This is a genomic window from Pseudomonas kielensis, from assembly GCF_030505375.1.
In the GTDB taxonomy this organism is placed as follows: Bacteria; Pseudomonadota; Gammaproteobacteria; order Pseudomonadales; family Pseudomonadaceae; genus Aquipseudomonas; species Aquipseudomonas kielensis.
This window is the reverse complement of sequence record NZ_CP130043.1, coordinates 4,147,851-4,163,618: the sequence shown is the minus strand read 5'-3', so window position 1 is coordinate 4,163,618 and position 15,768 is coordinate 4,147,851. Positions and strand designations below refer to the sequence as shown.

The window sequence follows — 15,768 nt, the reverse complement described above, 5'->3', positions numbered from 1 at the left end:
CGCACCCCATTTTTCATAGACAGCGCTGTCTTGTCTGTAACCCTCCGTAACACTCAGCACTTTTGCCACTACATATTCACCAAAAAAGCGCTGGTTTTTGTGATTACCACTACATTTCGCCCAACCTGCGTAATAGACACAGTCAGCAACTGACAGGCGGCACCCGGGACCGCTACAATTACCGACTTTGTCGCAACGCTTGGAGCTCAACCTTCCGTGCCCGTTCTGCGTCTACCGCTTCTCCCTGCCGCGGCAGGTAAACAGCACTGGGGCAACCTGCCCGGTGCCGCCCTGAGCCTGGCCATTGCCGAGGCTGCCAGCGCTGCCAAGCGCTTTACCCTGCTACTGACCGCCGACAGCCAAAGCGCTGAGAGGCTGGAACAGGAGCTGAGCTTCTTCGCCCCGGATTTACCGGTGCTGCATTTCCCTGATTGGGAAACCCTGCCCTACGATCTTTTTTCCCCGCACCAGGACATCATTTCCCAGCGCATCGCCAGCCTCTATCGTTTGCCCGAGCTGAGCCATGGCGTGCTGGTGGTGCCGATCACCACGGCCCTGCATCGCCTGGCGCCGACCAAGTTCCTGCTGGGCAGCAGCCTGGTGCTGGATATCGGCCAGAAGCTCGACGTCGAGCAAATGCGCACCCGCCTGGAAGCCACCGGCTATCGCTACGTCGATACCGTGTACGAGCATGGCGAATTCACCGTGCGCGGCTCGCTGATCGACCTGTTCCCGATGGGCAGCAAACTGCCCTACCGCATCGACCTGTTCGATGACGAAATCGAGACCCTGCGCACCTTCGATCCGGAAAACCAGCGCTCCATCGACAAGGTCGATTCGGTCAAGCTGCTGCCGGCCCGCGAGTTTCCGCTGCAAAAAGACGCTGTCACGCGTTTCAAGGCGCGCTTTCGCGAACGCTTCGATGTCGACTTCCGGCGCTGCCCGATCTTCCAGGACCTGAGCAGCGGGATTACCCCGGCCGGCATCGAGTACTACCTGCCGCTGTTCTTCGACGAAACCTCGACCCTGTTCGACTACCTGCCCCAGGACACCCAGGTGTTTTCCCTGCCGGGCATCGAACAGGCCGCGGAGAATTTCTGGAACGATGTGCGCAATCGCTACGAAGAACGCCGCGTCGACCCAGCGCGACCTTTATTGCCGCCTGCCGAACTGTTCCTGCCGGTGGAAGACTGTTTCGCCCGCCTGAAAAACTGGCCGCGCGTGGTGGCCAGCCAACAGGACGTCGAAACCGGGGTCGGCCGCGAGCGTTTCCCGGCCCAGGCGCTGCCTAACCTGGCGATCGAAGCCAAGGCCAACCAGCCAATGGAAGCCCTGGCCGGGTTCCTCGACCAGTTCCCCGGCCGCGTGCTGTTCACCGCCGAATCGGCGGGGCGCCGCGAGGTGCTGCTGGAGCTGCTCGAACGCCTGAAGCTGCGGCCGAAAACCGTCGACAGCTGGCCGGACTTCGTCGCAGGCAAAGAACGCCTGGCGATCACCATCGCCCCGCTCGACGAAGGCCTGGTACTGGACGACCCGGCCCTGGCCCTGATTGCCGAAAGCCCGCTGTTCGGTCAGCGGGTGATGCAGCGTCGGCGCCGGGAGAAACGCGCCGACGGCAACAACGACGCGGTGATCAAGAACCTCACCGAACTGCGTGAAGGCGCGCCGGTGGTGCACATTGACCACGGGGTCGGCCGCTACCTGGGCCTCGCGACCCTGGAGATCGACAACCAGGCCGCCGAATTCCTCACCCTTGAGTACGCCGAGGGCGCCAAGCTGTATGTGCCGGTGGCCAACCTGCACCTGATCGCCCGCTACACCGGCAGCGACGACGCCTTGGCACCGCTGCACCGCCTGGGCTCCGAAACCTGGCAGAAAGCCAAGCGCAAAGCCGCCGAACAGGTGCGAGACGTCGCCGCCGAGCTGCTCGACATCTATGCCCGCCGCGCAGCCCGCGAAGGTTATGCGTTCGCCGACCCGAAAGCCGACTACGCCACCTTCAGCGCCGGCTTCCCGTTCGAAGAAACCCCGGACCAGCAAACCACCATCGACGCCGTGCGCGCCGACATGCTCGCCCCCAAGCCCATGGATCGCCTGGTCTGCGGCGATGTGGGCTTTGGCAAGACCGAAGTGGCGATGCGCGCCGCCTTCATCGCCGTGCACGGCGGTCGCCAGGTAGCGATCCTGGTGCCGACCACCCTGCTCGCCCAACAGCACTACAACAGCTTTCGCGATCGCTTCGCCGACTGGCCGGTGACCGTGGAAGTGATGAGTCGCTTCAAGTCGGCCAAGGAAGTCAACGCAGCGGTGGCCGACCTGGCCGAGGGCAAGATCGACATCGTCATCGGCACCCACAAGCTGCTGCAGGATGACGTCAAGATCAAAAACCTCGGGTTGGTGATCATCGACGAAGAGCACCGCTTTGGCGTGCGGCAGAAAGAACAACTCAAGGCCCTGCGCAGCGAAGTCGACATCCTGACCCTGACCGCCACGCCGATTCCGCGCACGCTGAACATGGCCGTGTCGGGCATGCGCGACCTGTCGATCATCGCCACGCCCCCGGCGCGACGCCTGTCGGTGCGCACCTTCGTCATGGAGCAGAACAAGAGCACGGTCAAGGAAGCCTTGCTCCGTGAGCTGCTGCGGGGCGGCCAGGTCTACTACCTGCACAACGATGTGAAGACCATCGAGAAATGCGCCGCCGACCTCGCCGAACTGGTGCCAGAAGCACGGATCGGCATCGGTCACGGGCAGATGCGTGAACGCGAACTCGAACAGGTGATGAGCGACTTCTACCACAAGCGCTTCAACGTGCTGATTGCCTCGACCATCATCGAGACCGGCATCGACGTGCCGAGCGCCAACACCATCATCATCGAACGGGCCGACAAGTTCGGGCTGGCGCAGCTGCACCAATTGCGCGGCCGCGTCGGACGCAGTCACCACCAGGCTTACGCCTACCTGCTGACACCGCCGCGCCAGCAGATCACCACGGACGCGGAAAAACGCCTGGAAGCCATCGCCAATACCCAGGACCTTGGTGCCGGCTTCGTGCTGGCCACCAACGACCTGGAAATCCGTGGCGCTGGCGAACTCCTGGGCGACGGCCAGAGCGGGCAGATCCAGGCCGTCGGCTTTACGCTGTACATGGAAATGCTCGAGCGGGCCGTGAAGTCGATCCGCAAGGGCGAGCAACCGAACCTCGACCAGCCCCTGGGCGGCGGTCCGGAGGTCAACTTGCGGGTACCGGCGCTGATCCCCGAGGACTACCTGCCGGACGTGCATGCGCGCCTGATCCTGTACAAACGCATTGCCTCGGCCACCGACGAGGAAGGCCTCAAGGACCTGCAAGTGGAGATGATCGACCGCTTCGGCCTGCTCCCGGAGCCGACCAAGAACCTGGTGCGCATCACCGCGCTGAAACTGCAGGCCGAACAATTGGGGATCAAGAAGATCGATGGCGGCCCCCAGGGTGGCCGTATCGAATTCGACTCGCAAACGCCGGTCGACCCGCTGACCTTGATCAAGCTGATCCAGAGCCAGCCCAAACGCTACAAATTCGAAGGCGCCACGATGTTCAAGTTCCAGGTGCCGATGGAGCGCCCGGAAGAGCGCTTCAACACTGTAGAGGCGCTGCTTGAGCGCCTCATCCCGAAAACTGCTTGAAGGACGCCGCATGCGCCTGTTTCGCTCACTGACCCTGTTGCTCACGCTGGTCGCCCCAACGGCGTTTGCCGACAGCCTGTACCAGGTAGAAATGATCCTGGTTCGCCAGAACGCCGTACCCGCCGTCGCCAGCCGCCCTGCGCCGGAAGACTGGGCCGCCGGGGCACAGCCGATCAGCGCGGACAGCCAACGCACCCCCGCCCTCAATGCCGAAGTGGAAAAGCTGCGCGCCAGCGCCGACTACAGCGTGCTGCTGCACAAGACCTGGCAGCAGAACCTCGGCGAGACCTCGAGCAAAGTGGCGATCAGCGACGGCGAAGAGCACTACGGGCACTTCCCGATCGAGGGCACGCTGGATCTCAAGCTGGGTCGGTTTACCGACGTCAACGCCAGCTTCTGGGTCAATCAGTTCAGCAACGACGGGCTGGTCAGCGCCAGCGAGCGCCTGCAACAGCAAAGCCACACCAAAAATGGCCAGCTGAACTTCCTCGACAACGGCCACCTGGGCCTGCTGATCAAGATCACCTCGCTGACGGCACCTGCCCGGCAACAAGCCCCTGATGTCGTACCGGACTGATTGAAGTCCCTATGTCCCCGAGCCTGAGCAAACCCCTGGCCCCCTCCTGGGTCAGTCGATTCAAGGAACAGAGCCTGGAGCGCGGCCGCCGCTACGCCCTGGAGAACCGCGTCAGGATCGTCGAAGCCGGCGACAGCACCCTCACCGCCAGTTGCGAAGGCTCTGGCGGCAATGTCTACCGCCAGACCATCACCCTGCGCGAGTCAGCCAAAAACACCTTGCTGCTGGTGGAAGCGACCTGCAGTTGCCCGGTACGGGTCAACTGCAAGCATTGCGCCGCGGTGCTGCTCAAAGTCCAGGACACCCTGGAGTACCCGGCCGCGGCCAAGGACGCCCTGCTCCTGGAAAAACTCCAGGCCGTACTGGAGAACCGCTCGCCCGCGCCCTTGCCACAGCAAGTGCTGGACAATGTGCAACCACTGCCACGCCTGTGGCTGGCCAGCGTCGAGTTCAGCGCCTTTGAACCACGCAACGGCAAGATGCAGCGCTACATCCAGCACCGTGCGGCACTGTCGTTCAGCTACCTGGACGAATACGTCAGCGGGCAGAAAAACAGCGACGTGCTGATCCGCCAGGAACACCAGACCCTGCGCATCAAGCGCCAGCCGGAAGTGGAAAAGGCCTACCGCGAACAGTTGCGCATCCTCGGTTTCAAGGTCGCAACGCGGCAAAGCAAGGCCCTGCCGGAAAGTGCCGGCGAGCTCTATGAGATGGTCAATGACAGCGCCTGGCTGACCTTCACCCTCAATGAGCTGCCCAAGCTGCGCAGCCAGGGCTGGGAGACTGCAGATCGATGAGGACTTCGGTTTCGACCTGACCACCGTCGACGACTGGTACGCCACGGTCGATGAAGCGCCGGAGCGCGACTGGTTCGACCTCGAACTGGGCATCATCGTCAACGGCGAGCGCCTGAGCCTGCTGCCGATCCTGCTGAACCTGATGCGCTCGCACACCGAGATCCTCAACCCGGAACGCCTGGCCCGGCGCCGTGACGATGAGTTGATCCTGGTGAACATTCCCCACCGCCCCAATTCCGAGCAGGGACCGCTGCAGGTGGCACTGCCGTTCGGCCGCTTGAAGCCGGTATTGGCGACCCTGGGTGAGTTCTACCTGCAGGAACCCGGCGAAACCAGCCTGCGCCTGAGCAGCGCCGATGCCACGCGCCTCAACCCACTGGAAGACCTGCCACTGCTGTGGGAAGGCGGCGAGCACATCCGCTCCTTCGCCCAGCGCCTGCGGGACATCAAGGACTACAGCGCCGAGCCCCCGGTCGGTCTCAACGCGACGCTGCGCCCCTACCAGCTGGAAGGCCTGAGCTGGATGCAATCGCTGCGGCAACTGGAAGTCGGCGGGATCCTGGCGGACGACATGGGACTGGGCAAGACCTTGCAGACCCTGGCCCACGTGCTGACCGAGAAGAACGCCGGGCGCCTCGACCGACCGTGCATGGTGGTGATGCCCACCAGCCTGATTCCCAACTGGCTCGACGAAGCCGCGCACTTCGCGCCCCAACTCAAGGTCCTGGCGCTATATGGCGCCGCGCGCAAAAAACACTTCGATCACCTGGCCGACTACGACCTGATCCTCACCACCTATGCGCTGCTGCCCAAGGATGTCGAGCGCCTGGCCCGACAACCCCTGCACATCCTGGTGCTCGACGAAGCGCAATACATCAAGAACCCCACCAGCAAGGCCGCGCAAGCGGCCCGCGATCTGAATGCCCGGCAGCGCCTGTGCCTCAGCGGTACCCCCCTGGAAAATCACCTGGGCGAGCTGTGGTCACTGTTCCACTTCTTGCTGCCCGGCTGGCTGGGAGACGTCAAAAGCTTTAACCGCGACTACCGCGTACCGATTGAAAAGCACGCCAGCGACGTCCGCCTGCAGCACCTCAACGGTCGGATAAAACCCTTCCTGCTGCGTCGTACCAAGGAACAGGTGGCCACCGAACTGCCGCCTAAAACCGAAATCATCCACTGGGTCGACCTCAATGAGGCCCAACGCGACGTGTACGAAACCATGCGCCTGGCCATGGACAAGAAGGTACGCGACGAAATTACCCGCAAAGGCGTGGCCCGCAGCCAGATCATCATTCTCGAAGCGCTGCTCAAGTTGCGCCAGGTGTGCTGCGATCTGCGCCTGGTCAATGAAGCCGCCCTGCCCACCCGCGGCAGCACCTCGGGCAAGCTCGACAGCCTGATGGAAATGCTCGAGGAACTGTTCGAGGAAGGCCGCAAGATCCTGCTGTTTTCCCAGTTCACCTCAATGCTCTCGCTGATCGAGCAGGAGCTGGAAAAACGCGGCATCGCCTATGCGCTGCTGACTGGGCAGACGCGGGATCGGCGCAGCCCGGTGAAGGACTTTCAGAGCGGCAAGCGTCAGATCTTTCTGATCAGCCTCAAGGCCGGTGGCGTGGGCCTGAACCTGACGGAAGCTGACACGGTGATTCACTACGACCCATGGTGGAACCCGGCCACCGAGAACCAGGCCACGGACCGCGCGTACCGGATCGGCCAGGAGAAACCGGTGTTCGTCTACAAGATGATCGCCCGCGGCACGGTCGAGGAGAAAATCCAGCATCTGCAAAAGGAAAAATCCGACCTCGCCGCCGGCGTGCTGGATGGCCGCACCACGGGCGACTGGAAGCTGCAGAGTGATGACATTGAGGCCCTGTTTGCACCGCTGCCGGACAAGTCGAAGCTCTAGCAGACGCCGCCCAGCTCTCTCCCACAGGTTTGGTGGGTGCATGCAAAACCTGCAAGCCCCCATCATCCGTTTGTGGGAGCGGGCGCCCGCTTGCGGCTTGCCCGCGATGGGTTCAACTCGGTAAGCGCAACCGAGCCCTCAATCGATCAACTGCGCCTCCCTGAGCGCACCCAAGGCCGCCAACCAGCGCGGGTCCTGGCGATAGTCGGTGCTGGCAAACGCCTGGCCGCGCATCCGCGCAATGCGCGCAGACGGCGTGACCTTCAAGCGTTGCGCCGCTGTCAGCGCCAGCTCTGCCGCTGCACGGTCGTTGCACACCAGGCCCATGTCACAACCGGCGGTCAGCGCCGCTTCGATGCGACTGGCGGCATCCCCCACCACGTGGGCACCGGCCATCGACAGGTCGTCACTGAAGATCACCCCGTCAAACTGCAATTCGCCACGCAGGATGTCCTGCAACCAGCGGCGCGAGAAGCCCGCCGGCTGCGAATCGACCTGCGGGTAGATCACGTGGGCCGGCATCACCGCCGCCAGTTGCTTGCTCAAGCGGGCGAACGGTACCAGGTCGTGGGCGCGGATCTGCTCCAGACTGCGCTCATCATTAGGGATCGCCACGTGGGAATCCGCCTCGGCCCAGCCATGCCCCGGGAAGTGCTTGCCGGTGGCGGCCATGCCAGCCTGGTTCATACCCCGGATGAACGCTCCGGCGAGCAAGGCGGCGCGCTCCGGATCCCCCTCGAAGGAACGCGTGCCGACCACCGCACTGCGCTGATAATCCAGGTCCAGCACCGGAGCAAAACTCAGGTCCAGGCCCACGGCCAGCACTTCGGTGGCCATGATCCAGCCACACTGCTCGGCCAGGAACTCGGCGTTCGGGTTATCGGCAATTGCCCGCATCGCTGGCAGCCGTACAAAGCCCTGGCGCAGGCGCTGCACCCGACCGCCCTCCTGGTCCACTGCCAGCAACAGATCGGGACGCACGGCGCGGATCGATGCGCTCAACTCGCGCACCTGGCGGGGATGCTCGATATTGCGGGCAAAAATGATCAGGCCACCCACCTCGGGCTGACGCAACAGTTGGCGATCTTCAGCCGTCAGCCAGGTACCGGCGACGTCCACCATCAACGAGCCTTGCAGGCCAGCAGTCATAAAAATTCCTTGATCTTGAAATGCGCGCGCGGCGCGTCTTGAAAGCCCCCATCCCGGCGCAGGCGCGCAACGTGGCCGCCACAGGCAATGCCCGAAAAAAGGAGCTCGGTTGGGGAAACTGGGGACAGGGTTGAAACGGCAGTCGGCATGGGCGGCTAGCTTAGCGGATGTCCGCTGCCGCGCCCAGCCATACGCGGCTAAACCTTGGCGGCGGCCGGTACCGACTTGCTGCGTGGGCGCAGTTGCGCGGCAGCCATATTGGCGTCGGTGACGCCGGTTTCGGCGCGCATGCCAGCGGCCAGGAACGGCACCATCAGGCGCATCACCTGTTCGATCGAGGTATTGACGCCGAAATCGGTCTCGGCAATCGCACGCAGCGCCTTGATCCCGGACATGCTGAATGCCGCGGCACCGAGCATGAAATGCACGCGCCAGAACAGTTCAATAGGTGGGATACGCGGGGCGGCTTCGTTGACCAGTGTCATGTAGCGGCGGAAAACCTTGCCGTACATGTCTTCCAGATAACGGCGCAAGTGCCCCTGGCTCTGGCTGAACGCCAGGCCGAGCAAGCGCATGAAGATCGACAGGTCATTGCCGCTGCGTGGCTGGACCACCAGGGCTTGTTCGACGAGGATTTCCAGCAGCTCTTCCAGGCTCGGCTTGTTGTCCGGCTTGGCGGAACGACGCTCCAGCTCACGATCGAGGCTGGTGCAGAACGGCCCGAGAAAACGCGAGAAGACTGCCTGGATCAAGGCCTTCTTGGAACCGAAATGATAGTTCACCGCCGCCAGGTTGACCCCGGCCTTGCTGGTGATCAGCCGTAATGAAGTTTCGGCAAAACCTTTTTCCGCGAACAACTGCTCGGCAGCATCGAGAATGCGTTCTACGGTTTCCGACTGGGCCATGGCTACTCCGCCTGACAAACACTTGTTTGAAACATACGTTTCAGCCTGTGGGTTGTCAAGTCTGCCCGTCCGTTTTGGGAACGGTCAGTCAGCTATTTAACCATACAAGCCGCCGGCTGTAGCCAGTCCTACAACCCAGGCAACGGCGAACTGTCGGCAGACCGTCCGGCGGTCGCCGCAAAAAGGAGGATTGCCAAGATCATTCCACTGTATATAATCCCAGTCACTGTATAAAAAGACAGAGCGATCGAGATGCTAAAACTGACGCCACGCCAAGCTGAGATTCTGGCTTTTATCAAACGTTGCCTCGAAGACAACGGTTATCCGCCCACCCGTGCGGAAATCGCCTTGGAGCTCGGTTTCAAATCGCCCAATGCGGCGGAAGAACACCTCAAGGCCCTGGCCCGCAAGGGCGCTATCGAAATGACCCCCGGCGCCTCACGCGGCATTCGCATCCCCGGCTTCGAGGCCAAGGCCGACGAGTCCACCCTGCCGATCATTGGCCGGGTCGCCGCCGGCGCGCCGATCCTCGCCCAGCAGCACATCGAAGAATCCTGCAACATCAACCCGACCTTCTTTCATCCACGCGCCGACTACCTGTTGCGCGTGCACGGCATGAGCATGAAGGACGTGGGGATATTCGACGGCGACCTGCTGGCCGTCCACACCACTCGCGAGGCCCGCAACGGCCAGATTGTCGTCGCGCGCATTGGCGACGAAGTCACCGTCAAGCGCTTCAAGCGTGATGGCAGCAAGGTCTGGCTGATTGCCGAAAACCCCGAGTTCGCCCCGATCGAAGTGAACCTGAAAGATCAGGATCTGGTGATCGAAGGCTTGAGTGTCGGCGTCATTCGCCGATAAAGGAGGCGTTATGCAGTTCCCACACACACCACAGCCCGCTCAACTGCCGTTGTTCGAAGCGTTCATGGCCCAGCCACTGGCGCCGATCCTCAAAGACGTGGTCGAGGCGCCCTGGAGCGCGGAACCCGAAGCGTTCAGCGAGCTGTCTCTACGTGGTGCGGCCGGGAACTGCCTGAACCTGCTGGCGCCTATCCTCAGGGAGCTGAGCCAGGACCAGGACGCCCGCTGGCTGACCCTTATCGCCCCTCCAGCCAGCCTGACCCAGGCCTGGCTGCGCGATGCAGGCCTGAACCGCGAGCGCATTCTCCTGCTCCACCCGCGCGGCACGCAAAGCGCTCAGCAACTGGCCTGCGAAGCCTTGCGCCTGGGCCGCAGCCACACCGTTGTCAGCTGGCTGAACCCGCTGAACAGCAGCGCTCGGCAACAGTTGATCGGCGCCGCACGTGTCGGCGATGCACAAAGTCTGAACATTCGATTGGGCTAAGTGACAGCCAGGGCGCACGAGCTAGACGCAGGGCTTCTCCAGGGCAGAGAAGCCAATCTGTAACGAAGATCTGTAAGGATGCTTACGGAAAAAAGCCGACAGGCGGAATCAATGCAGAATCCGCGGCCCCTCTTCCTTTTCAAAATCGCCTTCAACCAGGCGCCCGGCCATCTGCACACCCACGCTCAACATCGCCTTGGCGACTTCAACGTGCTGGCCTTGCAGGAACGCCTTGGCATCTTCGGAGAAGTCCAGCGTCACCAGGGAACCCTCGTCCTCAGCCCTGCGCAGTTCAATTCGGCCGTCTGGCAGTTCGACAATTTCTAGAAAGGACGTTGGCATAAAAGTCTGTTCTCCACGAAAGGCGGGGATTATATAGGCATCGGTGATGCTTCGCTCAGGATCTTGACCGACAGCATGTAACCGAAACCATTGTTTGAGATCATCCCTGATCCGTGGCCGCTCAGCTTCCTGCGGGATGCATCAGCACTCGTTCAAGCCTTCACGAAAGCGCAGTGCCAGGCTCTTGAGGTTCTGGCGCCAGCTTTCCAGCTCTTCCCTGCTCAACTCCTCTTCGGGCTCCTCATCGAGACTCACCGCCACGATCAGCGGCTGCGTCACGTCGCCCTTGGGCTTGTGCGGTGCACGAGGCGGCTGAAACAGCGCGGTATGGGCCGCCAGCAGCTTGGCCAGCCAGGTTTCACGGTTGCGGGCCAGCTCGACCATCTCCGCCAGCTCTGGAATGGCCAGGGTCTCGAGCACCTCAGGGGTCAGCAAGAGCTCCGCCCGAGGCGCGTTGGCCTGTGGCAGGCGGTAGAACCCGGCGATCTCATGGCACAAACCCAGCAATGCACCGTACAGGTGAAACAACGCTGACTCGCGCCCGGCCTGGATCAGCGCCGGGGAGTTCATTGCCCGCCCGTCTTCCGCTCGGGCCAGGGCCTCTAGCGACAGGCCGGCGAAGTAGATTTTCTGATTGGTACGGGTATAGAGCTCAAAGGCCATGACGGCAGTCTCCACAACGAAATAGGACGCGTAATGCTGGCCTGACAGTGTCACGGATCAGACAAGGCATCCGCAAGCCCAAAACAAAGGCCGCATGCCCACCCGAGGGTAAGCATGCGGCCTGTTTGTAACGCGTTGCCGGCTTACTTGGCTACGCGCTTGTCTTCAACCACCCATTTGCCACCATCGTAGAAGGCCTTCCAACCGGTTGGCTTGCCCTCGACTTCGGTCTGCACGTACTGCTCCTTGGTCTTGCGGCTGTAGCGAATCACGGCTGGCAGGCCATCCGGATCCTTCTTCGGCGCTTCACAGAGGAAGTGGTACTTGGGATCGATCTCGTCCTTGTGGGGCACGATCTCGATCACCAGCGGCGCACGGGTCTCGCGGTTCTTCGGGAACTGGCTGGCCGCCAGGAACAGGCCGGAAGCCCCGTCGCGCAGGATGTAGGTGTCGTTGACCTTCTCGCACTTGAGTTCGGGCATCTTCACCGGGTCCATCTTCGGCGGCGCCGCATCACCGCTTTTCAGCAGTTTGCGGGTGTTCTTGCAGGTGGCGTTGGTGCAACCGAAGAACTTGCCGAACCGGCCGGTCTTGAGCTGCATTTCGCTGCCACACTTGTCGCATTCCAGGCTCGGACCTTCGTAGCCTTTGATCCGGTAGCTGCCCTGTTCGATCTCGTAGCCATCGCAATCAGGGTTGTTACCGCAGATGTGCAGCTTGCGCTTCTCATCCAGCAGGTAAGCATCCATCGCGGTGCTGCAGATCGGGCAACGGTGTTTGCCGCGCAGCACCAGGGACTCCGATTCACCCTCGTCGTCCGCGGCGATTTCATCGCCCGGCACCAGGTTGACGGTGGCCTTGCAGCGTTCTTTCGGCGGCAGGCTGTAGCCCGAGCAACCAAGGAACACGCCGGTCGACGCGGTACGGATCTGCATCGGGCGACCGCAGGTCACACACGGGATGTCGGTCATTACCGGCTGGTTGGCCCGCATGCCGTGTTCCGGACTCTCGGCCACTTCGAGCTTCTTCTTGAAGTCGCCGTAGAACTCGTCCAGCACGTTTTTCCAGTCACGTTCGCCCTGGGCGACGTCATCGAGGTTCTCTTCCATGCCGGCGGTAAAGCCGTAGTCCATGAGGTTGGAGAAGCTCTCGGACAGACGCTCGGTGACGATGTCACCCATTTTTTCCGAATAGAAACGACGGTTGTGCAGCGCGACGTAGCCACGGTCCTGGATGGTCGAAATGATTGCCGCATACGTCGATGGGCGACCAATACCGCGTTTTTCCATTTCCTTGACCAGGCTCGCTTCCGAGTAGCGCGCCGGCGGCTTGGTGAAGTGCTGGCTTGGATCAAGCTTGATCAGCTTGAGCACGTCGCCCTGGGCCATGTCCGGCAGCACGTCATCGTCGCCCGGCTTGGCCATTTGCGGCATTACGCGGGTGTAGCCGTCGAACTTCAGGATGCGGCCCTTGGCACGCAGCTCGAAGCCGCTGGCAGCGACGCTGACGGTGGTCGACAGGTATTTGGCCGGCAGCATCTGGCACGCGACGAATTGGCGCCAGATCAGCTCGTAGAGACGCTCAGCGTCCCGCTCCATGCCCGACAGCTTGCTTGGATCGGTATTCACGTCGGAAGGACGAATGGCTTCGTGAGCCTCCTGGGCGCCTTCCTTGCTGCTGTAGACATTCGGGGTTTCCGGCAGGTACTTGCCGCCGAACTCGCCTTCGATGTAAGTACGCGCCATCGCCACGGCATCAGCCGAGAGGTTGGTCGAGTCGGTACGCATATAAGTGATGTAGCCCGCTTCGTACAAACGCTGCGCCATCATCATGGTTTTCTTCACACCGAAGCCCAGGCGGTTACTGGCGGCCTGCTGCAGGGTGGAGGTGATGAACGGGGCCGACGGCTTGCTGCTGGTCGGTTTGTCTTCACGCTTGGCGATGGTGTAGCTGGACGACTTGAGCTTTTCCAGGGCCGCCATGGCCTGGGCTTCGTTGAGCGGCTTGAAGGCTTCGCCGTTTTCACGGGCCACTTCGAAACGCACATTGGCGCCCTTGGCGGTGCCGAGATCAGCGTGGACTTCCCAGTACTCTTCGGGGTTGAACGCACGAATCTCGCGCTCACGCTCTACCACCAGCTTCACGGCAACCGACTGTACACGGCCAGCCGACAGGCCACGGGCGATCTTCGACCACAGCAGCGGCGAGACCATGTAGCCCACGACGCGATCGAGGAAGCGCCGCGCCTGCTGGGCGTTGACCCGGTCGATATCCAGCTCGCCTGGCTGGGAGAAGGCTTCCTGGATCGCCTTCTTGGTGATTTCGTTGAACACCACGCGCTTGTAACGACTCTCATCCCCACCGATGGCTTCGCGCAGGTGCCAGGCAATGGCTTCCCCTTCGCGGTCCAAGTCCGTTGCGAGATAGATGGTGTCGGCGTCTTTGGCGAGCCGACGCAGTTCTTCAATGACCTTTTCCTTGCCCGGGAGGATCTCGTACTTGGCTTTCCAGCCGTGGTCCGGATCGACACCCATGCGCGCAACCAACTGCTTGCGCGCCTTTTCCTTAGGCGACAGCGCCGGCACTTCACCAGCAGCCGCCTTGCCGCGCTTGGCGGCAGGCTCTTTGCTGGCGCTAGCCGAACCGCTGGTGGGCAGGTCTCGGATATGGCCGATACTCGACTTCACCACGTATTGGTTGCCCAGATACTTGTTGATGGTCTTGGCCTTAGCCGGGGATTCCACAATGACCAGCGATTTGCCCATGGATCAGAAAATTCCTGAATTCGAGAAGTGAAAGGCGGTTGGCGCCTGACGCGGCACCGCTATATATAGTGGCAACAAGGTGAGGTCAAGCGCAGGGTTCTGCGCGACTTGCGCTTATGGCCGGGAAAAAAGGCTGGGTTCGGCCTGCACCAAAGCAAAGCGCGGGACCTGCTCGCCGTCAACTTCGACCGACTCCAGGAACATGCTCAAAGGGCGCACCCAAAAGCCGTAATCGCCATACAGGGCTTGGTAGAAGACCACTTCCTCTTCGGTTTCGGAGTGCCGTGCAACGTTGAAAACACGGTACTGCGGACCTTTGTAATGCTGGTAGAGCCCGGGTTGGATCGGCATGCTCTGGGCCTCGTTCAAATACGTCGAAATAAAAAACAAAAAAATCTTCAGAAAAACAAAAACCGGGGCACTTGGCCCCGGCTTCCGTCAACGCAACGCTTAAACGCGTTCGAAGACGGTGGCAATGCCCTGGCCGAGGCCAATGCACATGGTCGATACACCGAAGGTGCCGCCATTCTGCTTCATGACATTGAGCAGGGTGCCGGAGATACGTGCACCGGAGCAACCGAATGGGTGGCCCAGGGCGATCGCGCCGCCGTGCAGGTTAACCTTCTCGTTCATCTTGTCGAGCACTTTCAAATCTTTCAGCACCGGCAGGGCCTGTGCGGCGAAAGCTTCGTTGAGCTCGAAGAAGTCGATGTCGGAGATGCTCAGACCCGCGCGCTTCAATGCTTTTTGTGTCGCCGGTACTGGACCATAGCCCATGATCGCCGGATCCACACCCGCCACTGCCATCGAACGGATCACCGCCATTGGCTGGATACCCAGGTCCTGGGCACGCTGCGCCGACATCACGATCATGCACGAAGCACCATCGGTGATCTGCGACGAAGTACCGGCTGTCACGGTGCCGCCCTTTGGATTGAACGCTGGCTTCAATGCCGCCAGGCTTTCCAGGGTGGTTTCCGGACGAATGGTTTCGTCGTAGTCGAACAGCTTCAGGAAACCGTTCTCGTCGTAACCCTGCATCGGGATGATTTCGTCCTTGAACTTGCCTTCCACGGTCGCCTTGTGGGCGAGTTGGTGGGAGCGCACGCCGAAGGCATCTTGCTGCTCGCGGGTAATGCCGTGCATCTTGCCCAGCATTTCCGCGGTCAGGCCCATCATGCCCGAGGCTTTGGCCGCGTACAGCGACATGTGCGGGTTCGGATCGACACCGTGCATCATGCTCACGTGACCCATATGCTCGACGCCGCCGACGACAAATACGTCACCGTTGCCGGTCATGATCGCTTGCGCGGCAGTGTGCAGGGCACTCATGGACGAGCCACACAGGCGGCTGACGGTCTGGCCTGCAGCGGTGTGCGGGATCTGCGTCATCAGGGACGCCATGCGGGCGATGTTCCAGCCCTGCTCCAGGGTCTGGTTGACGCAGCCCCAGATCACGTCCTCGACTTCGTTCGGGTCGACCTTGACGTTGCGTTCCAGCAGTTTGCTGATCAGGTGCGCCGACATGTCTTCAGCACGGGTGTTGCGGTGCATGCCGCCCTTGGAGCGGCCCATCGGAGTACGACCGAAGTCGACAATCACGACGTCTCTAGGATTCAAGCTCATAAAATTTCACTCTCGCTCAAAAGTTGG

General features: G+C 61.8%; 11 protein-coding genes and 1 pseudogene. 5 read left to right on the top strand and 7 right to left on the bottom strand.

The features are described from left to right. Nucleotides 1-216 precede the first annotated feature (216 nt). The 3 genes and pseudogenes from mfd (at nt 217) to Q1W70_RS19475 (ending at nt 6,946) form a co-directional block, all read left to right on the top strand. Nucleotides 217-3,666, top strand: coding sequence for a transcription-repair coupling factor (gene mfd, locus Q1W70_RS19485; protein WP_166591890.1), 3,450 nt, complete (start codon nt 217-219; stop codon nt 3,664-3,666). Nucleotides 3,667-3,676: 10 nt separating this feature from the next. Beyond that, on the top strand, nt 3,677-4,243 hold the full coding sequence (locus tag Q1W70_RS19480) for a CsiV family protein (protein WP_166591889.1): 567 nt from the start codon (nt 3,677-3,679) through the stop codon (nt 4,241-4,243). 11 nt (nt 4,244-4,254) lie between these two features. Then, nucleotides 4,255-6,946: pseudogene (locus Q1W70_RS19475) on the top strand (DEAD/DEAH box helicase). 138 nt (nt 6,947-7,084) lie between these two features. On the opposite strand, the gene nagZ reads toward Q1W70_RS19475, so the two are convergent. Further along, nucleotides 7,085-8,083, bottom strand: coding sequence for a beta-N-acetylhexosaminidase (gene nagZ / locus Q1W70_RS19470; RefSeq protein ID WP_178117413.1), 999 nt, complete (start codon nt 8,081-8,083; stop codon nt 7,085-7,087). Between the two features lie 209 nt (nt 8,084-8,292). Beyond that, nucleotides 8,293-9,000 (bottom strand): TetR/AcrR family transcriptional regulator, encoded by a 708-nt coding sequence (locus Q1W70_RS19465; RefSeq protein WP_166591886.1) that lies wholly within the window; start codon nt 8,998-9,000, stop codon nt 8,293-8,295. A gap of 252 nt (nt 9,001-9,252) precedes the next feature. Between Q1W70_RS19465 and lexA the strand changes: the two genes are divergently transcribed. Together lexA and sulA are read left to right on the top strand one after the other, a co-directional pair. Then, nucleotides 9,253-9,861, top strand: a complete 609-nt coding sequence (lexA, locus tag Q1W70_RS19460; protein ID WP_265537980.1) for a transcriptional repressor LexA — start codon at nt 9,253-9,255, stop codon at nt 9,859-9,861. A 10-nt stretch (nt 9,862-9,871) separates the two neighbouring features. Next, entirely contained in the window at nt 9,872-10,345 is a 474-nt protein-coding gene (gene sulA / locus Q1W70_RS19455; protein WP_182341346.1) for an SOS-induced cell division inhibitor SulA, read from the top strand. A gap of 108 nt (nt 10,346-10,453) precedes the next feature. Here the strand turns inward: sulA and Q1W70_RS19450 are convergent, their stop codons facing one another. From Q1W70_RS19450 to fadA, 5 genes are all read right to left on the bottom strand, one after another. Further along, a complete protein-coding gene (locus Q1W70_RS19450; protein WP_095165324.1) occupies nt 10,454-10,687 on the bottom strand; it encodes a hypothetical protein in 234 nt (77 codons plus the stop codon). 141 nt (nt 10,688-10,828) lie between these two features. Continuing rightward, nucleotides 10,829-11,350, bottom strand: coding sequence for a DUF6586 family protein (locus Q1W70_RS19445; protein WP_159997041.1), 522 nt, complete (start codon nt 11,348-11,350; stop codon nt 10,829-10,831). 143 nt (nt 11,351-11,493) lie between these two features. Beyond that, nucleotides 11,494-14,115, bottom strand: coding sequence for a type I DNA topoisomerase (topA, locus tag Q1W70_RS19440; RefSeq protein WP_166591883.1), 2,622 nt, complete (start codon nt 14,113-14,115; stop codon nt 11,494-11,496). Between the two features lie 114 nt (nt 14,116-14,229). Beyond that, nucleotides 14,230-14,466 carry a DUF1653 domain-containing protein gene (locus Q1W70_RS19435; protein ID WP_095165329.1) on the bottom strand — a complete coding sequence of 79 codons (237 nt, stop codon included), beginning with the start codon at nt 14,464-14,466 and terminating at the stop codon, nt 14,230-14,232. Nucleotides 14,467-14,565: 99 nt separating this feature from the next. Then, the gene (fadA, locus tag Q1W70_RS19430; RefSeq protein ID WP_025212747.1) at nt 14,566-15,741 is read right to left on the bottom strand and encodes an acetyl-CoA C-acyltransferase FadA; all 1,176 of its coding nucleotides are present in this window, start codon (nt 15,739-15,741) and stop codon (nt 14,566-14,568) included. Between the last annotated feature and the right edge of the window lie 27 nt (nt 15,742-15,768).